We start from the raw sequence: 22,494 nt of genomic DNA on the forward strand, positions 1-22,494 counted from the left end.
AAAAAAGGAGAATACCGCCAAGGGCACTCTCCTCTTTACGAAATCAATATTTTCGGATGTAAAATCGCGATCGGATCAATTTCCCGCAAGATGGCAGATTTGCCTGACGGGAATTGTTTATCAAGAACTATGCCCCGGCTGTCGGATCTGTAAATGAACGGTTGCCCATTTCCCGATCCATCATCAGCAGGCCTTGTCCTTCGCCGTTGATCATCTTCAGATTATTCAAAATCTGATCAACTGTATTCTCCTCTTCAACCTGTTCGTCGAGGAACCATTGAAGAAAGCTTTTGGTAGCATGATCCGATTCAGCGATAGCTATATCCATCAGTTTATTAATGCGTTCCGTAACGCTTTGCTCGTGAGCCAGCGTCTTTTCATACACATCGATTACATTATCGAACTCAGCCGGAACTTCAGCAATCGGGTCCAGAATTACCCGTGCTCCCCGGTCGTTCACGTAATCGAAAAATTTCTGTGCGTGCGCCAACTCCTCCTTGTATTGAACCTTCATCCAATTGGCAAAACCTGACAAACCGACAGCTTCGAAATAAGCCGACATGGACAAATAGAGGTAAGCCGAATGAAATTCAGCGTTAATTTGCTCGTTGATTGCTTTATTAACTGCTTCTTTCAACATGATTAATTGATTTAAGGTTTATATATCCGAACCCAAATATACAAATAATCAGGCGGGCGCCCAGCCACGTTGGGAACGCATTTATTAACTCATCCGCGCTTTCAGACCGTCTGCCAGCGTACTCAGGAACTGCTCTGTTGTCAGATAGTGTTCCGGTTTCAGGTCCTTGCCGTGAATAGCCAGTGCCAGGTCTTTTGTCATTTTGCCTGATTCAACGGTATCAACGCAAACTTCTTCCAGCGTATGACTGAATTTGATCAACTCTTCGTTGTTGTCAAGGCGTCCGCGGAATGCCAGACCACGCGTCCATGCAAAGATGGAAGCAATCGGGTTGGTTGAAGTCGGGTTGCCTTTCTGGTGTTCACGATAGTGACGGGTAACCGTTCCGTGAGCAGCTTCTGCTTCCAGAATATCACCCTCCGGAGTCATCAGCACGGAAGTCATCAGACCGAGTGAACCAAATCCCTGAGCAACGGTATCCGACTGTACGTCGCCATCGTAGTTTTTACATGCCCAGATGAAGTTACCGTTCCATTTCAATGCCGATGCCACCATGTCATCAATCAGACGGTGCTCGTAAGTGATGCCAGCTTCTTCGAATTGTTTCTGGTAATCTTTTTCATAAATATCCTGGAAGATATCTTTAAAGAAACCGTCATATTTCTTGAGGATGGTATTCTTGGTTGACAGGTAAAGTGGCCATTTTTTCTGCAGGGCCATTTTAAAACAGCTATGTGCAAATCCGCGAATCGATTCTTCGGTGTTGTACATCGACATTGCCACACCAGCTCCTTCGAAGTCATATACTTCGTGGGTTACGGGGTCAGAACCATCTTCCGGAGTGAACGTCATGGTCAGCTTACCAGGACGATCGACAACCATATCGGTTGCGCGATACTGGTCACCAAATGCGTGACGTCCGATGACAATCGGGCCAGTCCACTGCGGAACCAGACGCGGTACATTCTTCACGAAAATGGGCTCGCGGAAAATCGTTCCTCCAATGATGTTACGGATGGTACCATTCGGTGATTTGTACATCCGCTTAAGGCCAAACTCTTCCACCCGCTTTTCATCCGGGGTAATGGTTGCACACTTAATCCCTACTTTGTACTTCTTGATGGCGTTGGCTGCATCAACAGTCACCTGGTCGTTGGTAGCATCACGGTGCTCAATGCCCAGGTCAAAATACTTGATATCAAGGTTCAAATACGGCAGAATAAGCTGATCTTTAATCATCTGCCAGATAATCCTGGTCATTTCATCGCCGTCAAGTTCTACTACGGGATTGGAAACATTAATTTTGTCCATGCCTGAATAATTTTTTAATAGAGTAAATTAGATGTTGTACTAAACAAGAATTGACTGGTTTAGTTTGAATTCATTAACATCTCAGGTTACGGTACATATAGTTTCAAGATTCTCTTAACTGTCAAAATCGAGCCCGAACATCTTCTTAAAAAGCGCCAGCGAAGGATTTTCATCCACCATGGCCTGCCATTTTTCCGAGTCGGAATAAGGCTTACGCGGTAACGCATCATCACCTTCCGCAATCTGAAACTCCACTTCAATCCGTTCGTTCCGCAATGTTCTTCTCAGGAATCCCAATAATTTGGGTTTCACTTCCAAAACCAGCCTTTCGCGTTGTGTCTCGTTGTCGAGCATGTAATTCACCGTCCAGCCATCACCCAACGAGGGTTCGCGCGTCGATAACGCCGCATTCAACTGAGGTGCTTCCACCCGCACCACAAACTCTTTCCACACAGCAACCAACTGTTCTCCGGTAAACGGTTGTTCTTCCGGCTCAGCCGCCTGCGTTGCCTTCTGCGTCACCTCTTTTTTGTATTCACCGGACGAGATATTTCCTTTCAGTGCATTGGCAATCGAAGGTGTTGAAATGCTGTCCCTTCGTGCCACTCTCCTTGTTTTTACCTTTCCGGGCGAAGTTACCGTCGGCGTATTAACCGGCTTGTTCACCTCGGTTGGTTGACTCCGAACTGCACTGCTTTGTGTTGCGGCACCCTGCGGTTTATTAGCTTTCGTTGCTGCCGGTGCCGAGAATATGGGCAAAAGTATAGTTGAAGCTACGCGTTCGTCAGCTCTTTTTTTTTTAATGCCTCTTCCAGCTGTGCAATACGAATAAGCGCAAGTTCCACCAGGAAGCGTTTGTTCGAGGAAGACTTGTATTGCATGTCACATTCGCTGGCCAGCCTCAAGCCTTCCACCAGAAATGGTAAATCACATGCTTTCGCCTGCTGGCTGTATTTCTCTTTGATATCGCCGCCTACTTCGAGCAGTTCCACCGTCACCTGATCCTTGCAAACCAGCAAATCGCGGAAATGCTGACACAATCCGGCTACAAAATGGTGTCCGTTAAATCCCTTGTCCAGAATTTCATTGAAAATCATTAGGACACCTGACACATCTCCTTTCTGAAATCCGTCAATCAATCGGAAATAGTAGTCGTAATCCAACACATTCAGGTTGGCAATAGTATCCTGGTAAGTGATATTACTTCCCGAAAAACTTACCACCTGGTCGAAGATGGAAAGAGCGTCACGCATCGCACCATCCGCTTTTTGAGCGATGATGTTCAATGCTTCCGGTTCAAAAGTGATTTGCTCTTTTTCGGCCACCGAAGCCAAATGCTTTTCGATATCGGTAATACCAATCCGGTTGAAATCAAAGATTTGACAACGCGAAAGAATGGTTGGCAGTATTTTATGTTTCTCGGTCGTGGCCAGCACGAAAATAGCGTGTGCCGGCGGTTCTTCCAGTGTTTTCAGGAAAGCGTTGAAGGCAGCCTGCGACAACATGTGCACCTCATCGATAATGTACACACTGTATTTTCCAATCTGCGGGGGAATCCGAACCTGGTCAACCAAGGTACGGATATCGTCTACCGAGTTATTGGAAGCTGCATCCAGTTCGTGAATGTTGTAGGAGCGATTTTCATTGAATGCCATACATGATTCACAGGTATTGCATGGCTCTGTTTCAGCAGTAAGATTCTGGCAATTGATGGTTTTGGCAAAAATACGGGCCGAGGTCGTTTTCCCTACTCCACGGGGACCGCAAAACAGGTAGGCGTGCGCCAGATGACTGTTCCGGATCGCATTCTTAAGCGTGGCTGTAATAGAGGGTTGCCCAATTACTGAGCTGAACGTAAAAGGTCTGTATTTTCTTGCTGAAACAATATAATTCTCCATAAAAATTCCTCGGGTGCCAGATTTGAAATCCAAATATAGTATAAAATGGGAGACCATTTGTGTCCCGTTTTCGCATAAGTTATCAACGACTAAAACAAGCTTCTGGTTTACTGCCAGATGAAAATTACCGGAAGCAACTTTTTACCAGAGTTTATTGTTATTAAATCCGAAATAAAAACTGACAGGTTATGAAAAAATTCTTTTTGCTCATCTCCATCCTGACAATGACACTCACTACGTTCGCGCAGGAAAAGACCATTTACGATTTCAAGGTAACAGATATTGATGGACACCCATTTGATATGGCGTCGCTGAAAGGTAAAAAAGTGCTGATTGTAAATACCGCTTCCAAATGCGGATTCACCCCTCAGTACAAACAACTTGAAGCCATTTATAAGAAATACGGACCCGACAAGTTTGTCATCGTTGGCTTTCCGGCCAATAATTTCATGCACCAGGAACCAGGTACCAATGCCCAAATCAAGACGTTCTGTACCGAAAATTATGATGTTACATTCCCGATGATGTCAAAAATTTCGGTGAAGGGTGATGACATGGCCCCACTCTACCAATGGCTCACGGAAAAATCAAAAAACGGAGTGATGGATGCACCGATCAAATGGAACTTCCAGAAGTTCATGATTGATAAAACAGGCCATCTTGTTGGAGTCGCGTGGCCACAAGACAAGCCTGATTCGGAAAAGATTATCAGCTGGATTGAAAGTAAAAACTAAGCTTTCGCTTTTACCGCTTCGGCATAACGTGTAAGCGCCCGCTCGCGGGCTTCAGCATGGACGACAATGGGTTTCGGATAGGACATGGTTCCATATTCCGGGACCCATTTTACAATGTACTCACCTTTCGGATCGAACTTCTTTGCCTGCAACTCGGGATTAAACACACGGAAATAAGGTGCTGCATCATTTCCTGAACCGGCCGCCCACTGCCAGCCACCATTATTCGAAGCCAGATCATAATCCAGCAACTTACTGGCAAAAAAAGCTTCGCCCCAGCGCCAATCGATTAACAAATGCTTACACAGAAAGCTGGCCACAACCATCCGCACGCGGTTGTGCATGTAGCCCGTAGCATTCAGTTCCCGCATCCCGGCGTCGACCAGCGGATAGCCGGTCCGTCCTTCACACCAGGCCTCGAACTGCCCCTTCTTGTTCTCCCACAAAATATCATCGTAGGCCGGCTTGAAAGACCGGTGCACGACTTCCGGGAAGAACCACAAAATAACGCTGTAGAAATTCCGCCAGAGCAATTCGCTCAGAAATGTATCGGAATGCTGCATAGCCAATGCTGTCACCTTCCGGATACTAACCGTTCCAAACCGCAAATGGACACCCAGGTGTGACGTTCCGTTCCGGGCCGGAAAATCCCGTTCGGATTCATAGTTTTTCAGCAACTCGGCGGGTAACTTCCGGGCTGGTATCGGCACATCCACTCTCGAATATTTCATTTCTTCCAACGATGGCATCGGTATTGGCACCGTCCGGAAAAAGTTATGGGCATATTTAGAAATGGGTGCCGGCACAACCATCGACAAATTCAGCTTTCGCAGAAACCGTTGCTTGTAGGCAGTGAAAACCGTATACGGCTCACCGTTATCTTTTACTATTTCGTCTTTTTCAAATAAAACATGATCCTTATAGGTATGAAACTCCACCTCATGTTGGTTCAAAAAAGAGGCTATTTCTTCATCCCGCTGAAGCGTGTATGGTTCATATTCCCGGTTGGCATACACACTAAATATGTGATACGTTTCCATCAATGTTTTGAAAACGTCAAGCGGCTTTCCTGCCGCGACATAAAGATCGGAACCAAGGATTTCCAGTTTTTCCTTAATACTCAGCAATGCATCATAAACAAAACCTACCTGAACATTTCGGTTCTTTTGATCCCGCTGAAATATTTCCGGATCGAAAATAAACACTGGCAACACATTCTCCCTGGTTTTCAGAGCATGCATGAGACCGATGTTGTCTTCCAGCCGCAAATCGCGACGAAACCAGAAAATACTAACGACAGCTTTCTCTTTTTTTCTCATCTCAAAACCTTTACCAAGTTATCACCCATATTAGCAGTGAAAAAATGGCCATCCGGTTTGGATAACCACTAAAATCAATACTTCCGTGCATTTGAAAATACGACAATTTAATCTAAAAAGAAACATATTTTTGCGCAGAATAGTTAATATCGTAACTTCAAACCGGTACAAAAACCAACCGATCACAGGAGTAACGCCTGAAAGTTTAATTTAAAAATAAGATTGATACATGACACATGAAAGAGGCTTTGCCAGCGACAATAATTCCGGGATTCATCCCGATATCCTGAAAGCAATGGCAGAAGCCAACCAGGGCCATGCTGTCGGCTATGGCGGCGACAAATGGACCGAGCAAGCCATTCAACTTTTTAAGAAAGAGTTTGGCGACGATACCGAAGTATTTTTTGTATTCAATGGCACTGGTGCCAATATTCTCAGTTTAAAATCAGCTTCCCGCTCATTCAATTCCATCATCTGCGCCGAAACAGCGCACATCCAGGTAGACGAATGCGGTGCTCCGGAAAAATTTACCGGCTGTAAATTAATTCCCATCAAAACATCCGACGGTAAGCTGCGCCCGGAAGACATCAAACCGGAACTGCATGGCTTTGGTTTCGAGCATCATGCTCAGCCCGGAGTTATCAGCATTACGCAGGCAACCGAACTGGGAACCGTTTATAAAAAGGAAGAGGTTCAGGCATTGGCCGATTTGGCACACGAACACGGTATGTACCTGCACATGGATGGCGCCCGCCTGGCCAATGCCGCTGTCGCACTCGATATGAATTTCCGCGAATTCACCCGCGATGCCGGAGTCGACATTCTCTCATTCGGCGGTACAAAAAATGGAATGATGATGGGAGAAGCTGTTGTTTTCTTCCGTCCGGAACTGGCCACTTTAACGAAATATTTCCGCAAACAGGCAGCACAGTTGAGTTCCAAGATGCGCTTCATCAGTGCCCAGTTTATTCCTTATCTGGGAAATGGCTTGTGGAAGGAAAACGCCACACACTCCAACCGTATGGCAAAATTACTCGAAGAAGAAATCCGCTCCATCGAAGGTGTTGAAATCACCCAACCGGTAGATGCCAACGGCGTATTTGCCATTATTCCCGGCGAATTGATTCCTGAGTTACAGAAAGAATTTTTCTTCTATACCTGGGACGAACAACGTAACGAGGTACGCTGGATGACCTCGTTCGACACCACCGAAGAAGACATCCGTACGTTTGGAAACCTGCTACGGCAAAAAATGAAAAAATGAGCATATTCCGGTACATTCCGGGCAATAATTACACCGAAGAGCAACGACAACTGGACAAGCGGATTTTCCGGCACAGCCTGTTCTTTCCGTCTTTCCTGGTTGTCTTGCTTTGGCTAATCAGGTTATTCGAATCAGAATTTCATCTTGATTTGGTACAGGGCGGGATTTATCCACTTCATGAGAAAGGACTGATCGGAATCATTACCGCACCTTTGGTTCACGGTAGCTTCAGCCACCTGATGGCCAATACCGTCCCGCTATTTATCCTCACCGTCGCGCTTTTATTCTTCTACCGGGATCTGGCCTATCGCATCTTTTTCCTTATTTGGATTTTGTCGGGAACGTTCGTTTGGCTGGGAGCACGGGAAGCCTGGCATATTGGCGCCAGCGGTGTCATATACGGACTCGCTGCCTTCCTTTTTATGAGTGGTGTCGTTCGCAATAATGTTCGCCTGCTCACCATTTCCATTATTGTGGTCTTCCTTTATGGAGGACTGTTTTGGGGAATCTTTCCCATGAAACCGGAAATCTCGTGGGAAGGACATCTCTGGGGAGGCATATCCGGACTGGTTTTGGCAGTCGTCTACCGGAAGAAAGGCCCGCCGGAAGAAGAACATCACTGGGAAGAAGATGATGATGAATTCGTTTCGACAGAGGAGAAGGTTGAAGAAAACACCATTTCGCCCGATTCAGCACAAGATTTCGAAGAGGAAGAACGTCCATCCTGAGCCCATCGGTATACGACTCAATATCAACAAATAGTAAATAAAACAACGAACGTCAACCGAATTGGTCTGTACATCCAATAAATGTTGTATTTTTGCCCTCGTAACAATTAGCAATAGGAAATCTAATAAAAAGAAAGTTCTTACCCGATTATGATTAGCCGTAGGATCATCCGCACCAAAGTATTGCAGATTCTGTATGCCCACTTTACCACACCGGGAAAAACCATTAACCAATCAGAATCAGAACTAAACTTCAGCATCCGTAAAACATACGACCTTTATCACTTACTGTTTGCTCTGCTCATCGAAGTTCGCGATTTTGCCGAAGAACGACAGACTGCCGGAAAGCGTAAAAACATTCCGTCGTGGGATGATCTGCACCCCAATACCCGCTTTATCGACAACCGGATTATCAACCGGCTGAAAGAGAACGAAGCGTTGAATAAATACATCGAGGACAACAAAATCAGCTGGAAGAACAATCCGGAACTCATTCGAAAGCTCTACCTTGAGCTGGCAGAAGCGGAATTTTACAAGCAATACCTCACAGCCGAAACAAGCAGCATTCAGGCCGACCAAAAGCTTTGCGAACGCTTCTTTGCTGAGTTGGTTCTCAACAACGATCTTTTCGAAAGTGAGCTGGAAGAACAGAGCATATACTGGAACGACGATTTAGATTTTGTTATTAGCATGGTCATCAAAACCATGAAAAAGGTAAAACAGGATCCTTCTCCGACCCTTCGTCTGCTTTCTCTTTATAAAGATGATGAAGACAAGGATTACACCGTAAAACTATTCCGGAAAACGATTCTGAAGCACGAAGAGAACCACAAAATCATTGAGTCGTACACTAAAAACTGGGACGTGGAACGTGTGGCACTGATGGATATTCTTATCCTCGAGCTGGCCATCACCGAGCTGACAGATTTCCCTTCCATTCCGATTAAGGTGACGCTGAACGAATATATTGAGCTGTCGAAATATTACAGTACGAAACGTAGCTCAACCTTTATTAATGGTGTACTCGACCGGATAAGCAAAGATTTCCAGGAAGATGGCCGCATTGTGAAAGCCGGTCGCGGACTGTTGGATGGAAAATAAGAAAAGATGAGCCGTTTTACCGTCGTCATTTATCTAATTACGTTACTTTTTTTGTCGGGATGCCATAACCATCCTGCCCGAAAGAACAACATCCAAAAAGATACGACATCTGTAAAACAAAAGGGACCGGCCAAATTTGAGTTTCACGACGAAATCCATAATTTTGGTACCCTGAAGGCAGGAGAGGTCGTCTCTTTTTCCTTCCGTTTTGAAAACGCAGGTGGTAAGCCGCTTACCATCTCAAAAATAGATAACGAATGTGGATGTTTGGAAATTTTATATCCGAAAAAACCGGTTCAACCGGGAGAAAAATCCACAATTGAAGTTATCTTTAACTCCGATGGTGAATGGGGAAACCAATTCAAAACCATCGAGATTGAGACCCGCAGCGGGTTGAAGAAGAAAATAGCCGTTACGGCGCATGTATTGAACAAACAATTTGAAAAACTGATAAATACGAAATGATGAACAACTTACTCTTTGTTATTGCACAACAGCAAACCAATCCATTGATGACCTTTCTTCCCCTGGTATTGATTATGGTCGTTTTCTATTTTTTCATGATCAGACCTCAGATGAAACGTCAGAAAGAACTACGAAACTTCCGCTCTTCGCTACAAAAAGGCGATAAAGTAGTGACTACCGGTGGATTGTATGGACGGATTGTTGAAATTAAAGACAACATTATCTTCCTCGAAATTGCCCCTAACGTGAAGGTAAAAGTAGACAAGAGTGTTGTGCTAAAAGACATCAGCGACGCACCGCAGCAAAAATGATAAAAGGCTGGTTCTTCCAGCCTTTTTTAAATTTTAGTTGGCCGTGATTAGAGAAATACGAACAAGGATATATAAAATCAAAAGATTTTTCCGTGACGAACATCCGCTTCGCCGCGACGGCAAACTGTTTATATTTCTCATCTGCTTTGCGATTTCGTCCTTTTTCTGGACACTTAATAACCTCAGCAAGAATTACACGGCCCGCATCTCCTTTCCGGTAAAATACATCGATCTCCCCACCGACCAGAAGTTATCACAACCACTTCCGCAACGATTGGAATGTACCGTAAATGCATACGGTTTTACCTTGTTGCGACACAAACTCAGGCTATCTTTCTCTCCCATTTTAATCAATGTGAGTGAACTAAAGACCAAGCATAAAGTATCGGAAAATAATCATTTTGGTTTTTCGGCTTCAACCGAAGCGAACCGGAGCATGATTGTTAATCAGATTAGTAACGAAATTCAGGTACTGAACATTTACCCGGACAGCCTCTATTTTAATTTCGACCCGATTGTTGAACGAAAGTTTCTGGTCAAACCGGAAGTCAACGTCACCCTGCTCAATCAATACATGCTGAAACAATCTCCCTACACCACACCCGACTCGGTAGTAGTTAGAGGCCCCGAGGATGTTTTGGATACATTAAAATTTGTATCGACCCGGAAACAAGAATACAAGAATCTTTCACATAGCATTCAGCGAAATGTTTCAATCGCCGCAAATAATGAATTACAGTTTACGCCCCGCCGCGTGGTACTGAATATTCCAGTAGAACAAATAACCGAGGGAACCCGCGAAATTCCGCTCGTCATCAAGCATGTTCCCGACAGCGTTGATCTGAAGGCTTTTCCCTCGTCCATTAAGGTATCGTACAAGGTGGGATTGAGCCAATACGATCAAATCAGTGCTGATAGCTTCCAGCCTTCCATCGATTATGACAGCATCAGCACTTCGCGTCAAAAACTTCCGGTAACGATGGAAAAACATCCTCAGAATATTATTTCGTACGATTACTATCCTAAGGACGTAGAATTTATCCTGGAAAAGAAAAACAACAACCAATGAAGCAAATTGGAGTAACCGGCGGGATTGGTAGCGGGAAGTCCACTATTTGCGGGATTTTCCGTCTGTTGGGTGCGCCTGTTTATGAAGCCGATGCCGAAGCCAAAAAGCTGCAGGACGAAAATCAGGATATTAAAAAAGGCCTCATTAACCTATTTGGCTCTTTTATCTATTTCGAAAACGGGAAACTGGACCGGAAAAAGTTAGCCGGCCTTATCTTTTCCGATAAGTCGTTATTAAAAGAAGTCAACGAGCTAGTCCATCCAGTTGTGCACGCACATTATGAGCATTGGCTGACGGTTAATGGCCGTGCCCCGTACATTATTTACGAAGCCGCAATCCTGTTTGAAAGTGGCTTTTACAAAGACATGGATGAAATCATCCTCGTTACAGCTCCCGAAGAAACACGAATCGCGCGGGTAGTTAGTCGTGACAAACTAACTTACGAGCAAGTAAAAAGCAGAATTCAGAATCAATGGCCGGAACAAGAGAAGAGAAAACTGGCCGACTACATTATTGAGAACAACAACTCGAACCTGGTGATACCGCAGGTTGTTGAATTGGATAAACGTTTTAAGAACAATGGGAAAATTCGCTAAATGGATTGGCGGCGGCCTGGGATGGACGGTCCTTGGCCCTATCGGAGGATTAATCGGTTTTATTATCGGCTCGGTTATCGACAGTGCCGATGTAAATATCAATCAATACCAACATCCGTACGACCAGACGCAACAACGCAAACCGACCACTCAGGGAGACTACATCGTTAGCCTGCTGGTGCTGGTCGCAGCCGTTCTAAAAGCAGATGGCAAAGTGCTCCGTTCGGAACTGGATTACGTAAAAAGCTTCTTTAAGCAAAACTTTGGCGTTGAAACCGCTACCGAAGCAGTGAAATCGCTCAAAGGATTACTGGAACAAAACATACCGGTTGCAGAAGTCTGCCACCAAATTAAACGTCACATGGACTACTCTTCGCGGCTACAACTGATACACTTTTTGTTTGGCATAGCAGCTGCAGACCGCGAGATTGATCCACGGGAAAAAGTACTGGTAAAAAACATCGCTTATTTCCTCGGAATATCCGATGCTGATTACAATTCAATCGAATCGATGTTTGTTCCCAGTACGGACTGGGCATACCAGGTTCTGGAGATATCTTCGACGGCCAGCGAGCAGGAAATCAAGAAAGCCTACCGCAAAATGGCCGTAAAATATCATCCCGATAAAGTTAGCTACCTCGGAGAAGATGTTCAGAAAGCCGCTAAAGAAAAATTTCAAAAGGTTAACGAAGCCTACGAGGCTATCCGGCAGGAAAGAAAAATGGTTTAGGATTAGTTAGGCTACCGGTTCAGTACCTTATGAAAATATTACCAGAACGAGAACAGCCGCTGAAGCATTTCAGCGGCTGTTCTTCTATTCTCGTAACCGCTTTGTTAGCTTGATGCTAAATCTTCGAACTCAACGTCAGAGTACTCTTTTAGTACATCCTTTTCCTCCGTTTCACGAGGTTCGTAAGGTTGACGTTCCTGAATGTAATCGATAATCTCAGTGAGCCCTTCCGAAAATTTGTCGAAATCCTCTTTGTACAGGAAGATTTTGTGTTTTTCGAAATGGTACTTCCCATCTTGATCAAACTTTTTCTTACTCTCAGTGATGGTTAAATAATACTCGTCCTTACGAGTCATTTTTACATCAAAAAAGTACGTTCTTTTTCCAGCTCTTACAGCTTTCGAATAAACCTCTTCACGGAACTTCTTATCACCTTTACCGTGATTATCAGTTCCATCCTTTTTATCAATACCTTCCATATTCGAAAATTTTAATTTTCTGTGTATTGTTCGAATCTTTTCAAAATTATAAAAAAGAATTAAAAAAGCTTAAAAGAGAACATATTATGTACACCAAATAATAGGTTGTAAAACAGAAAATGCAATATTTATAACGAATATGGATAGTGAAGGCTAATTATCCTTCGCCTGTTGGTAATATTTTAAAGCCTCAGGTAAATCCTGTTTTATTTGAGCAATCCGATGCGAATCAACCGGGTGTGTACTAAGGAATTCGGGCATTCCGCTACCTCCGTTCGCCTCCATCCGCGTCCAAAAATCAACGGCTCCTCTCGGATCATAGCCGGCCATGGCCATAAACATCAACCCCATTTTATCCGCTTCCAGCTCGTGACTCCTCGAATACGGAAGGATAGCTCCCACCTGCGCACCGATGCCATAAGCAGTCATATATATTTTCTTGGTCTCTTCAGGCTTCTGAGCGATGGCTGCTGCCAATCCCATTCCGCCCAGTTGAACCAACATCTCCTGGCTCATCCGTTCGTTACCATGGCGCGCAACCGCATGGGCAATTTCGTGTCCCATCACAACAGCCAAACCATTTTCATTTTTGGTAATTGGTAATATTCCTGTATAAACCACCACTTTACCGCCGGGCATACACCACGCGTTGGCTACCGAATCTTTCACCAGATTAAACTCCCAGTTAAAGTCTTTCACTCGATCTCCCAGGCCATTGTCTTTCAAATATTGGTCGACCGCCGCAGCGATCCGCTTTCCGACCCGTTGCACCATTGCAGTTTCCTGCTGATTGTCCGATAATTGATTACTTTTCAGGAAGTCATCATACTGTGTCAGACTCATCGACAACATCTCAGACTCGGGAACCAGGTTCAGCTGTTGTCTTCCGGTTAACGGAACGGTTGCACAGGCAGCAAACAAAAAAAGGGAGAAAATCCAGGATAACCTAACCTGAATTCGGCTAATTTTCATTGGTGTCATTTTCATACTACGGTTTATATTAAGCAGTGAATATTTTCAGTTTAGAAAACGTTTTCAACTCAGTTTCGGTTCATCTATAACGGATTAAACTACCGTGAAGAGCTAAAAAAAGAGCTGCCAGACAGACAGCTCTTAAAGTCAATATTTTTATTTCAAAGTACGCTACGAATAAATCTCACCTTTCGCAGCCAACAAGGTATTTTTCAATAATGATACTCGGGTCATCGGGCCAACACCTCCGGGAACAGGCGTAATGTAAGAACATTTTTCAGCTACTTCATCGAAGGCCACATCGCCTTTCAGCTTAAAGCCCGATTTGGTCTTATCCGATTTTACACGTGTGGTTCCTACGTCGATAACAACCGCTCCTTCTTTCACCATGTCACCTTTAATGAACTCAGGCGAACCGAGCGCTGCAATCAGAATATCGGCACTGGCACACAACTCTTTCAGGTTCTTGGTGCGACTGTGAGCAACGGTTACCGTAGCATTTATCGCTTTCTGAGACATCAGTACACTCAACGGGCGGCCGACAATGTTGCTTCGTCCAACCACAACACAATTCTTACCTGACGTTTCAATATTATAGCGCTTCAACAAATCCACGATACCGTCCGGCGTAGCCGAAACAAAGCAAGGCAGACCGATAACCATTCGCCCTACGTTAATCGGATGAAAGCCGTCAACATCTTTCTTCGGGTCAATCGCTTCGATAATTTTCTGTTCGGAAATGTGTTTGGGCAAGGGCAACTGAACGATGAATCCGTCCACATCGTCATCATTATTCAACTCGTCCACTTTAGCCAGCAACTCTTCTTCGGTCACGTCGTCTTCAAAACGAACCAGGCTCGATTTGAAACCGACCTCGGCGCAATCCTTCATTTTGAAAGCTACGTACGATTCGCTTCCACCGTCGTGGCCCACAAGTACAGCCGCCAGGTGGGGTGCTTTTTTACCGTTGCTTTTCAGCAGCTTTACTTCGTCAGCAATTTCGGCTTTTAATTCGGCCGATGTCTTCTTTCCGTCCAGTAAAATCATTGAAGATATTTATTTTGATGATTTAGCTTATCTTCTTTTTCCGCGTTGCGCTTTAGCAGCCATATTACGCACATTTCCGCCCTGCGAAACCATCTTCATCATTTTCCGGGTTTCCCCGAATTGCTTGATCAAACGGTTTACTTCCTGAATGTTCGTTCCTGAACCGGTAGCGATACGCTTACGACGGGAACCATCAATCAAAGCCGGATTGTCACGCTCATCAGGTGTCATGGAATAGATAATGGCTTCGATGTGCTTGAAGGCATCGTCTTCCAAGTCAATATTATTCAAAGCTTTGCGCATTCCCGGAATCATCGCAGCCAAATCCTTCAGGTTACCCATCTTTTTGATTTGCTGAATCTGCGTCAGGAAATCGTTGAAGTTGAACTGGTTCTTCGCCAGTTTCTTCTGCAATTTGCGGGCTTCCTCTTCATCGAATTGCTCCTGGGCACGCTCCACCAACGAAACGATATCACCCATCCCGAGAATCCGGTCAGACATACGACTGGGGTGAAATACATCGATGGCATCCATTTTTTCGCCGGTACCCACAAATTTGATGGGCTTCTTAACTACCGTACGAATCGAAAGCGCAGCACCACCACGGGTATCACCATCGAGTTTGGTCAGGATAACTCCATCGAAATCGAGTCGTTCGTTAAACTCTTTGGCTGTATTCACAGCGTCCTGACCGGTCATCGAGTCAACCACAAAAAGCGTTTCATCAGGATCGATAGCCTTTTTAATGGCTTCGATTTCCTGCATCATCTGCTCATCGATGGCCAAACGACCGGCGGTATCGATAATGACCACATCATTGCCTTCTGCTTTTGCTTTCTTAATCGCGTTTTTGGCAATTTTTACCGGGTCTTTAACACCTTCTTCCGTATAAACCGGAACCTCAATTGATTCGCCAACTACCTTCAACTGCTCGATTGCAGCCGGACGATAAATGTCGCAGGCAACCAACAACGGATTCTTCTTCTGCTTCGATTTTAAACGATTGGCCAGCTTTCCGGAAAAGGTAGTTTTACCTGATCCCTGCAAACCTGACATCAGAATCACTGACGGCGATTTCGTTAACGAAATATCAACCGTCTCGCCTCCCATCAGTTCCGCCAACTCGTCGTGAACGATTTTTACCATCATCTGTCCCGGCTTCACCGACTCGAGCACTTTCTGCCCGATGGCTTTATCCTTCACACGATTGGTAAAATCTTTGGCTATTTTGAAGTTTACGTCGGCGTCAAGCAGTGCACGACGAACATCCTTTAATGTTTCGGCAACATTTATCTCGGTAATCTGCCCCGAACCTTTGAGCAGTTTAAACGATTTCTCTAACCTGTCGGTAAGATTTTCAAACATTTGTATTCCCGTTTTTTTGAGTGCGTACAAAGATAATGAATTGGCAGAATTAGGAAAATATAAAATTGCTCAGCTATGCCCTTTCATATGGCTGGCAATTGGTAACTCATCCATACCAATTTGTCATCAATAGCCCCGCCGCCAAACTCATGTAATACACTACTCATCAAGATACTAACCAACACACTTTAGAAATAAGCAAACAATAATTCAGACAAACGTGTAACGAAACATCTTTTTCGGCGTCCTTTTAAGATGAAAGCTAATCTGCGAATTTCAAACCATGAAAAAACCGTTTTTTCTATTCATATTTTTTCTCATTATAGCGAGTAACGTATTCGGACAGGACGTTCAGAAGAAACGCTACAACGCCACCAGACTTCAGTCGCCGCTCACCATCGATGGAAATCTGTCAGAAGCAGCCTGGCAATCGGGACAGTGGGAAGACAGCTTTACGCAAAGAGAACCATACGAAGGGAAAGCTCCCCGCCAGAATACGACTTTCAAAATTATGTACGACGATAATTTTATTTACGTCGGGATAAAAGCTTTCGACACTGCCCCCGACAGCATCGTCAGAAGAATGAGTCGGCGGGACAATCTGGATGGCGATTACGTTGGAATCTCGTTTGACAGTTACCACGACCGCCGCACAGCCTTCAATTTCATTGTAACTGCTTCAGGAGTCAAAGACGATGCGATCATGACCAATGACGGCGACAATGAAGATGACACCTGGGACCCGATTTGGTATGTAAAGACAAGCATGACTTCATGGGGATGGAGTGCTGAAATGAAGATCCCCTTTACGCAGTTACGATTTAATAAGAACTCCTCCACTGTTTGGGGACTGGAAGTTGTTCGCTACATCTATCGTTATGCCGAAACCGATTTCTGGCAACCTATCGCGCGTAATGCTCCCGGCTTTGTTCATCTCTATGGAGAACTGGGCGGCTTGAACGATATTAAACCGAAGAAACAGCTCGACCTGACTCCCTACGTGGTGGCCGGAGTAGAATCGTACCCGAAAGAAGAGGGTAATCCATTTTCGACCGGCCACAAAAACCGGTTGAATGCCGGCCTTGACGGAAAGATTGGCGTAACCAATAACCTGACACTCGACTTCACCATCAATCCTGATTTTGGACAGGTAGAAGCTGATCCATCAGAGGTCAATTTAACGGCGTTCGAAACTTTCTTCCGCGAAAAGCGCCCCTTTTTCATCGAAGGAAAAAGCATCACCAGTTTCCCGTTAGGATTTGGTGACGGCGACCTTTCTACCGAGAACCTGTTTTACTCGCGCCGAATAGGACGCAGGCCTCAATATGAACCGGACCTGCGAGACAACGAATACATCGACAGCCCAAAAAACACCTCAATTATTGGAGCTGCCAAATTAACCGGAAAGACAGAATCAGGTTGGTCGGTTGGAGTTATTGAAAGTGTTGCTGCCGAAGAAAAAGCAAAAATTGCATACGAAGGCGAACAAAGAACGCAGACCGTAGAACCATTGACCAATTATTTCGTCGGTCGTTTGCAGAAAGACCTAAACAAAGGAAATACCCTGATCGGTGGTATGGTCACCAATACTTCCCGCCAACTCGATAATGTTTTGAAAGACTACCTCCATCGTTCAGCAACGACCGGAGGACTCGACTTCACACAATATTTTAACGACAAAAATTATCTACTCTCAGTTCACGGAGCTTTCAGCAAAGTAGAGGGAACGAAAGAGGCTCTATTGGAAACCCAAACCTCTTCGAGACATTATTACCAGCGACCGGACGCCACACATATTCATTTAGATAGTACCAGAACCAGTCTTTCTGGATTTGGAGGGAATGTTCAATTTGGAAAAATCGGTGGTAACCTGAAGTTTCTGTTAGCAGCTATGGCCAAATCACCGGGACTTGAACTGAACGATGTAGGCTACCTTCGCTCCACTGACCAGATTTTCCAGGTTTTCTGGATGGGTTATCGGTTTAACGAGCCCAAAGGAATTATGCGGAAAGCCAATTTGAACCTGAACCAATGGAATGTATGGGATTTCAGCGGACAATACCTCAATTCGGGCGGAAATGTTAATGGCTATATTGAGTTTAAAAACTATTGGTCATTTCATTCAGGAATCAATTTCGATAGCGATGAAGTAGACAATTACATTCTGCGGGGAGGTCCGGGCATGATTGTTCCCGGAGGAATGAATATCTGGTACGGAATTGAGACCGACGAACGCAAGAAACTGAAACTATCCTACTTCGGAAGCAACAACTGGAACAAATACAACAGTCGCACCTCATGCTCGTATTCACCTGAAATTGAATACAGACCAAACAATACGCTCAATTTCAGTTTGGAGCCATCGCTGTACAAACAGAAAAGAGAGCTGCAGTATGTGGATGAATATTCCATAAACGGAGATAATCGCTACCTCATGGCACATCTCGACCAAAAAGTATTGAGTTTTTCGATGCGGGTTAATATCAACCTGACGCCCGACCTGACCATTCAGTACTGGGGACAACCGTTTTTCGCTTCCGGAAAATACAACGAGTTTAAGATGATTACCGATCCCAAAGCCGATCGATTCTCCGACAGGTTCCAGCTCTATTCTCCAAATCAGTTGACTTACAACGACTCTGAGGAGATGTACTACATCGACGAAAATCAGGATGGAACCACCGACTATTCTTTCGAGCAACCCAACTTTAACTTCAACGAATTTCTTTCCAATCTCGTAGTGCGATGGGAATACACTCCGGGTTCCACCGTTTACCTGGTATGGTCTCAATCAAGAGATTATTCAGACAGTTTTGGTGATTTTAATTTGGACAGGAGTTTCGATAACTTGTTTAACGGCAACCAACCGTACAATATTTTCTTAGTCAAATTCTCGTACCGTATCGGATTACACTAATGAAAAAATCCCCGCCTCAATTTTAGTGCGGGGATTTTCCTTCATAAACTATTTATTAACCTTAAAAGAGTTTGTCCACCGTTTCAATTACATCTTCCGCCTTAAACGGCTTGCTCAAATAACCGTCCATTCCGATACTCAAACACAAGTCAATATCTTCCTGAAGTGCGTTTGCGGTCATGGCAACAATCTTTACCGGTTTTCCATTCTGCTCCTCCTCTTTCCGTATCATCTTCGTTACCTCATAACCGTTCAGTTGCGGCATCTGGATGTCCATCATTATCAAGTCATACTCGTTATCGCGGTACATTCGCCATGCTTCTTCTCCGTCTTTGGCCAGATCAATGGAGTCAGACACACACTTTAGTGTCAACATGGCGACCTTCTGATTAATCACATTATCCTCGGCAACCAGAACTTTCAGATTTCTTTTCTTTCCGTTAATTCCTTGATTCTTCGTACGAGTGGCGTCAGTATATGACTCAGGTAACTGCTTACCAGTTACTTTAGCCATGATATTAAGCAACTGATCGAGTTTTATCGGCTTATTCAAATAATACTCAAAACCAGCACTTTGAACTTGTCCCCTCGGCAAAATATCGGAAACAGATGACAGTAATATTAGTTTAGTTGAAGCAATATCCGGGTCCTTTTTCACACGGCTGGCGAAGTCTAGTCCATCCATCTCGCTCATCTGGAAATCAACCAAAGCGATATCGTAAGGTTGTCCTTTTGAGGCTGCCTTCTTCAATTTCTTCAAAGCGCCCATACCACTCGAAGCTTCATCCGAAGAACAATCCCAGGTCTCTAAATATTTTGAGAAGATTAACCGGTTGGTCCGATTATCGTCGACAATCAACACCTTTACATTTTCCAACTCAATCACTTCTTTTGGCTGGTCACTGACTGCTCCCGCCGCTGCTTTTTCAAACTTCGCGGTAAACCAAAAGACGGAACCCTGATTGACTTCGCTTTCCAAACCGATTTCTCCCCCCATCTGTTCGCTCAGTCGTTTGGAAATAGCCAGTCCCAGGCCGGTACCTCCGTACCTTCGGGTCGTTGACGAATCGACTTGCGTAAACGAGTCAAACAACTTTTCCTGTGCCTCTTTCGGAATTCCAATTCCGGTATCTTTTACCTTAAACAGTACTTCAACCTCAGAATTAACCTTCTGCAATTCCGCTGAAATAAACACCTCGCCGCTCTTGGTAAATTTAATAGCATTATTGGCCAGGTTAATAAGCACCTGCCGTAACCGCACCGGATCGCCAAGCACCGTGTCAGGAATTGCCGCGTCGATATAAGTCACCAGGTCGAGCCCTTTGTTATTCGACTTTATAATCAACACGTCAGCCACATCCTCTACTATCTTGCGAATATTGATGGGTGTCGATTCCAACTCCATCCGCCCGGACTCAATTTTCGAGAAATCGAGAATGTCGTTAATAATAGCCAACAGGTTATTTCCCGATTTGGTAATTACGTCGAGATATTCTGTTTGCTCTTCATTGAGTTTTGTCTTTCTCAGGATATCCGCCATTCCGATTACTCCGTTCATCGGCGTGCGAATCTCATGCGACATATTGGCCAAAAACAGGCTCTTGGCCCGGTTCGCCTCCTCCGCTTTATTTTTGGCTATTTCCAGATGCTTTTTAGCCTCAACTTCAATTGTGTTATCTCTTGAAATACCGACCAAACCGATGATGTTGCCCTCAACATCACGAACAGGCATTTTCGTAGCCGACATCCAACGAACGGTTCCATCAGTTAGCGTCAGCTTTTCCGGTTTATTAATGATCGGCTTTCCACTCTTTAGCAGCTCCTTCTCATCGAGATTAATCTGCCAAATCTCTTCATCCCGGAAAAAGTCAGATTTTGTCTTTCCAATCGCCTCTTCTGCGTTTTCAACTCCAAGCAATTGGGCCATTGCCTTGTTGATCCGGGTAAACCGCGATTCTGCATCTTTAAAATAGATACCGTCGGGCACACTATCCATCAGAATTCTTAACAACTGACGCTCATGCTCTAACCGATCTTCCATTTGTTTCCTTTCGGAATAATCCCGCGAAACGCCAACCAAACCAATAACTCGTCCATTCTTCTCTCTAATCGGAATTTTGGTTGTTGTCACGTACCGAAGTTCACCGTATGCATCCACAAATTCCTGAAGTTTGTCCACAATTGCTTCTCCGGTTCTCATCAAATTCATATCATCCTGATAAGATTGCTCTGCAAATTCGCGATCATGAAACTCGAAATCAGTCTTTCCTATGGCATCTTCCGGCTTTTTCAATCTCATAAGCCTGGCATGCGCCTCGTTTATACGGGTATACCTGGCTTTTCTATCCTTGTAATAAATAATATCGGGACTGTTTTTCAGGAATGTGTCAACCAGTTCCTGTTGCTGACGCAATTTCTCCTCATATTCCTGCTCCCTGGTTACGTCCCGGGATATTCCAACGAGGCCAATAATTCTATCCGCCTGATTGCGAATTGGTATTTTAGTGGCCGTAACATACTTCAAGCCTTTTGCCGTTACAATCTTTTCCACCTGATTGACAAGCGGAATGCCTTTAGAGAACAACTCCTGCTCATCGGTTAAGGCCTGTCGGGCATGCCGTTTATCAAAATAGTCAACATCTGTTTTACCAATGGCTTCTTCAGGAGTCGCTATTCCGAGCAGGTTGGCCTGTGCTTGATTAATACGGGTGAATTCCGACTTTGTATTTTTAAAGTATATCGTGTCAGGAATGTTATCCATCAACATCTGGAGAAAGTCCTTCTCCTTTTCCAATTCCGCCTCTGCCAGTTTCTGATCGGTGATTTTCTCATACATTCCCAAAATGCCGATGATGTCGCCTTTTTCATTGCGCATGGGAATCTTGCTTTTCCGCAACCATTCCGTTTTCCCATCCCGGTTCGGGATGGCTTCCACATAGTTTATCATGGATTGACCGGTAGCAAGCACTTCCCGATCCCTGGCAATATTGCTGGCAGCTTCATCGGATGAGAACAAATCAAAATCGGTCAGACCAATCACCTGATCAAGGTTATTCAATCCTCTATCACTAGCGAAAGTTTTGTTGCACCCCATGTACTTCAAACGGGCATCTTTCCAGAAAATGGCTGTAGGAATATGTTGAATAACCCAATCGAGATGCTCGCTGGTTTGGATTTCCCGCTTGCATTCGCTCACCATTTCTTTGAGCAAAATCCGCATGCTGTTTGGATTGAACTCATCAGAGATGACGAATACAAATTCAGGAAGTTCAGAAAGATCGTTGTTCCCGGAATTGTCGATTAGTACAACCTTGAACTTTCCGGAATACAGGATATCACGCATAGCTGACTCTTCCGCCAGATCCTTAAAATCATCGATACCTGTGATGAAAAGATTCGGGTTGATACGATGAATATCCTGAGCAAAAGAGGCTTTATCATTCAAAAACACGGCACTGAACCCGGAACATTCCGAAACAGCATCCAGTATCTTCGAAACAATGGTAGTATCTATATGAAAAACGGCAATCCTCTCCATAACAGCAACA

General features: G+C 44.6%; 20 protein-coding genes. 10 read left to right on the plus strand and 10 right to left on the minus strand.

The features are described from left to right. Positions 1 to 127: 127 nt before the first annotated feature. From CLV93_RS18575 to CLV93_RS18590, 4 genes are all read right to left on the minus strand, one after another. On the minus strand, positions 128 to 640 hold the full coding sequence (locus CLV93_RS18575; protein WP_106543730.1) for a ferritin: 513 nt from the start codon (positions 638 to 640) through the stop codon (positions 128 to 130). Positions 641 to 724: 84 nt separating this feature from the next. After that, the gene (locus CLV93_RS18580; protein WP_106543731.1) at positions 725 to 1,951 is read right to left on the minus strand and encodes an NADP-dependent isocitrate dehydrogenase; all 1,227 of its coding nucleotides are present in this window, start codon (positions 1,949 to 1,951) and stop codon (positions 725 to 727) included. 114 nt (positions 1,952 to 2,065) lie between these two features. After that, positions 2,066 to 2,710, minus strand: coding sequence for a hypothetical protein (locus CLV93_RS18585; protein ID WP_106543732.1), 645 nt, complete (start codon positions 2,708 to 2,710; stop codon positions 2,066 to 2,068). Positions 2,711 to 2,724: 14 nt separating this feature from the next. Then, positions 2,725 to 3,849 (minus strand): DNA polymerase III subunit gamma/tau, encoded by a 1,125-nt coding sequence (locus tag CLV93_RS18590; protein WP_106543768.1) that lies wholly within the window; start codon positions 3,847 to 3,849, stop codon positions 2,725 to 2,727. Positions 3,850 to 4,037: 188 nt separating this feature from the next. On the opposite strand from CLV93_RS18590, the gene CLV93_RS18595 reads away from it, so the two are divergent. Then, a complete protein-coding gene (locus CLV93_RS18595) occupies positions 4,038 to 4,583 on the plus strand; it encodes a glutathione peroxidase (protein ID WP_106543733.1) in 546 nt (181 codons plus the stop codon). Here CLV93_RS18595 and CLV93_RS18600 read toward each other — a convergent pair. Next, complete coding sequence (locus tag CLV93_RS18600; RefSeq protein WP_106543734.1) at positions 4,580 to 5,902, minus strand: cryptochrome/photolyase family protein; 1,323 nt, start codon at positions 5,900 to 5,902, stop codon at positions 4,580 to 4,582. The two genes, CLV93_RS18595 and CLV93_RS18600, sit on opposite strands and share 4 nt — an antisense overlap. 229 nt (positions 5,903 to 6,131) lie before the next feature. Here CLV93_RS18600 and CLV93_RS18605 point away from each other — a divergent pair, with 229 nt between their 5' ends. The 8 genes from CLV93_RS18605 to CLV93_RS18640 all read left to right on the plus strand — a co-directional run bounded on the left by CLV93_RS18605 (position 6,132) and on the right by CLV93_RS18640 (position 12,166). Further along, entirely contained in the window at positions 6,132 to 7,166 is a 1,035-nt protein-coding gene (locus CLV93_RS18605) for a threonine aldolase family protein (protein ID WP_106543735.1), read from the plus strand. After that, entirely contained in the window at positions 7,163 to 7,894 is a 732-nt protein-coding gene (locus tag CLV93_RS18610) for a rhomboid family intramembrane serine protease (RefSeq protein WP_106543736.1), read from the plus strand. Before CLV93_RS18605 ends, CLV93_RS18610 begins: the two co-directional genes overlap by 4 nt. Before the next feature lie 150 nt (positions 7,895 to 8,044). Beyond that, entirely contained in the window at positions 8,045 to 8,995 is a 951-nt protein-coding gene (nusB, locus tag CLV93_RS18615) for a transcription antitermination factor NusB (protein ID WP_106543737.1), read from the plus strand. 6 nt (positions 8,996 to 9,001) lie between these two features. Next, a complete protein-coding gene (locus tag CLV93_RS18620; protein ID WP_106543738.1) occupies positions 9,002 to 9,460 on the plus strand; it encodes a DUF1573 domain-containing protein in 459 nt (152 codons plus the stop codon). Next, entirely contained in the window at positions 9,457 to 9,771 is a 315-nt protein-coding gene (gene yajC, locus CLV93_RS18625; protein WP_170108998.1) for a preprotein translocase subunit YajC, read from the plus strand. The genes CLV93_RS18620 and yajC overlap by 4 nt, the downstream gene beginning before the upstream one ends. Positions 9,772 to 9,814: 43 nt before the next feature. Further along, positions 9,815 to 10,840 (plus strand): YbbR-like domain-containing protein, encoded by a 1,026-nt coding sequence (locus CLV93_RS18630; protein ID WP_146142087.1) that lies wholly within the window; start codon positions 9,815 to 9,817, stop codon positions 10,838 to 10,840. After that, the gene (gene coaE / locus CLV93_RS18635; protein ID WP_106543740.1) at positions 10,837 to 11,436 is read left to right on the plus strand and encodes a dephospho-CoA kinase; all 600 of its coding nucleotides are present in this window, start codon (positions 10,837 to 10,839) and stop codon (positions 11,434 to 11,436) included. The genes CLV93_RS18630 and coaE overlap by 4 nt, the downstream gene beginning before the upstream one ends. Further along, positions 11,420 to 12,166, plus strand: a complete 747-nt coding sequence (locus CLV93_RS18640) for a TerB family tellurite resistance protein (protein WP_106543741.1) — start codon at positions 11,420 to 11,422, stop codon at positions 12,164 to 12,166. The genes coaE and CLV93_RS18640 overlap by 17 nt, the downstream gene beginning before the upstream one ends. A gap of 104 nt (positions 12,167 to 12,270) precedes the next feature. Here the strand turns inward: CLV93_RS18640 and CLV93_RS18645 are convergent, their stop codons facing one another. From CLV93_RS18645 to ffh, 4 genes are all read right to left on the minus strand, one after another. Continuing rightward, positions 12,271 to 12,645 (minus strand): DUF3276 family protein, encoded by a 375-nt coding sequence (locus tag CLV93_RS18645; protein ID WP_106543742.1) that lies wholly within the window; start codon positions 12,643 to 12,645, stop codon positions 12,271 to 12,273. Positions 12,646 to 12,798: 153 nt separating this feature from the next. After that, entirely contained in the window at positions 12,799 to 13,617 is an 819-nt protein-coding gene (locus CLV93_RS18650) for a M48 family metallopeptidase (protein ID WP_106543743.1), read from the minus strand. Between the two features lie 171 nt (positions 13,618 to 13,788). Continuing rightward, positions 13,789 to 14,664, minus strand: coding sequence for a bifunctional methylenetetrahydrofolate dehydrogenase/methenyltetrahydrofolate cyclohydrolase FolD (gene folD, locus CLV93_RS18655; RefSeq protein WP_106543744.1), 876 nt, complete (start codon positions 14,662 to 14,664; stop codon positions 13,789 to 13,791). 27 nt (positions 14,665 to 14,691) lie between these two features. Continuing rightward, positions 14,692 to 16,029, minus strand: a complete 1,338-nt coding sequence (gene ffh, locus CLV93_RS18660; protein ID WP_106543745.1) for a signal recognition particle protein — start codon at positions 16,027 to 16,029, stop codon at positions 14,692 to 14,694. A gap of 283 nt (positions 16,030 to 16,312) precedes the next feature. Here ffh and CLV93_RS18665 point away from each other — a divergent pair, with 283 nt between their 5' ends. After that, positions 16,313 to 18,946, plus strand: coding sequence for a DUF5916 domain-containing protein (locus CLV93_RS18665; RefSeq protein WP_106543746.1), 2,634 nt, complete (start codon positions 16,313 to 16,315; stop codon positions 18,944 to 18,946). A gap of 61 nt (positions 18,947 to 19,007) precedes the next feature. Here the strand turns inward: CLV93_RS18665 and CLV93_RS18670 are convergent, their stop codons facing one another. After that, the gene (locus CLV93_RS18670) at positions 19,008 to 22,484 is read right to left on the minus strand and encodes a PAS domain-containing hybrid sensor histidine kinase/response regulator (protein WP_106543747.1); all 3,477 of its coding nucleotides are present in this window, start codon (positions 22,482 to 22,484) and stop codon (positions 19,008 to 19,010) included. Positions 22,485 to 22,494: the final 10 nt, after the last annotated feature.

The organism is Prolixibacter denitrificans (assembly GCF_003014495.1).
In the GTDB taxonomy this organism is placed as follows: domain Bacteria; phylum Bacteroidota; class Bacteroidia; order Bacteroidales; family Prolixibacteraceae; genus Prolixibacter; species Prolixibacter denitrificans.

What these genes read in the sequence shown, in the direction of transcription:
- coaE (WP_106543740.1), top strand. Translation starts at nt 10,837, where the DNA reads ATGAAGCAAATTGGAGTAACCGGCGGGATTGGTAGCGGGAAGTCCACT.
- CLV93_RS18590 (WP_106543768.1), bottom strand. Translation starts at nt 3,849, where the DNA reads ATGGAGAATTATATTGTTTCAGCAAGAAAATACAGACCTTTTACGTTC.
- CLV93_RS18600 (WP_106543734.1), bottom strand. Translation starts at nt 5,902, where the DNA reads ATGAGAAAAAAAGAGAAAGCTGTCGTTAGTATTTTCTGGTTTCGTCGC.
- CLV93_RS18610 (WP_106543736.1), top strand. Translation starts at nt 7,163, where the DNA reads ATGAGCATATTCCGGTACATTCCGGGCAATAATTACACCGAAGAGCAA.
- CLV93_RS18620 (WP_106543738.1), top strand. Translation starts at nt 9,002, where the DNA reads ATGAGCCGTTTTACCGTCGTCATTTATCTAATTACGTTACTTTTTTTG.
- ffh (WP_106543745.1), bottom strand. Translation starts at nt 16,029, where the DNA reads ATGTTTGAAAATCTTACCGACAGGTTAGAGAAATCGTTTAAACTGCTC.
- CLV93_RS18640 (WP_106543741.1), top strand. Translation starts at nt 11,420, where the DNA reads ATGGGAAAATTCGCTAAATGGATTGGCGGCGGCCTGGGATGGACGGTC.
- CLV93_RS18595 (WP_106543733.1), top strand. Translation starts at nt 4,038, where the DNA reads ATGAAAAAATTCTTTTTGCTCATCTCCATCCTGACAATGACACTCACT.
- yajC (WP_170108998.1), top strand. Translation starts at nt 9,457, where the DNA reads ATGATGAACAACTTACTCTTTGTTATTGCACAACAGCAAACCAATCCA.
- CLV93_RS18650 (WP_106543743.1), bottom strand. Translation starts at nt 13,617, where the DNA reads ATGAAAATTAGCCGAATTCAGGTTAGGTTATCCTGGATTTTCTCCCTT.
- CLV93_RS18580 (WP_106543731.1), bottom strand. Translation starts at nt 1,951, where the DNA reads ATGGACAAAATTAATGTTTCCAATCCCGTAGTAGAACTTGACGGCGAT.
- CLV93_RS18670 (WP_106543747.1), bottom strand. Translation starts at nt 22,484, where the DNA reads ATGGAGAGGATTGCCGTTTTTCATATAGATACTACCATTGTTTCGAAG.
- folD (WP_106543744.1), bottom strand. Translation starts at nt 14,664, where the DNA reads ATGATTTTACTGGACGGAAAGAAGACATCGGCCGAATTAAAAGCCGAA.
- CLV93_RS18645 (WP_106543742.1), bottom strand. Translation starts at nt 12,645, where the DNA reads ATGGAAGGTATTGATAAAAAGGATGGAACTGATAATCACGGTAAAGGT.
- nusB (WP_106543737.1), top strand. Translation starts at nt 8,045, where the DNA reads ATGATTAGCCGTAGGATCATCCGCACCAAAGTATTGCAGATTCTGTAT.
- CLV93_RS18575 (WP_106543730.1), bottom strand. Translation starts at nt 640, where the DNA reads ATGTTGAAAGAAGCAGTTAATAAAGCAATCAACGAGCAAATTAACGCT.
- CLV93_RS18665 (WP_106543746.1), top strand. Translation starts at nt 16,313, where the DNA reads ATGAAAAAACCGTTTTTTCTATTCATATTTTTTCTCATTATAGCGAGT.
- CLV93_RS18605 (WP_106543735.1), top strand. Translation starts at nt 6,132, where the DNA reads ATGACACATGAAAGAGGCTTTGCCAGCGACAATAATTCCGGGATTCAT.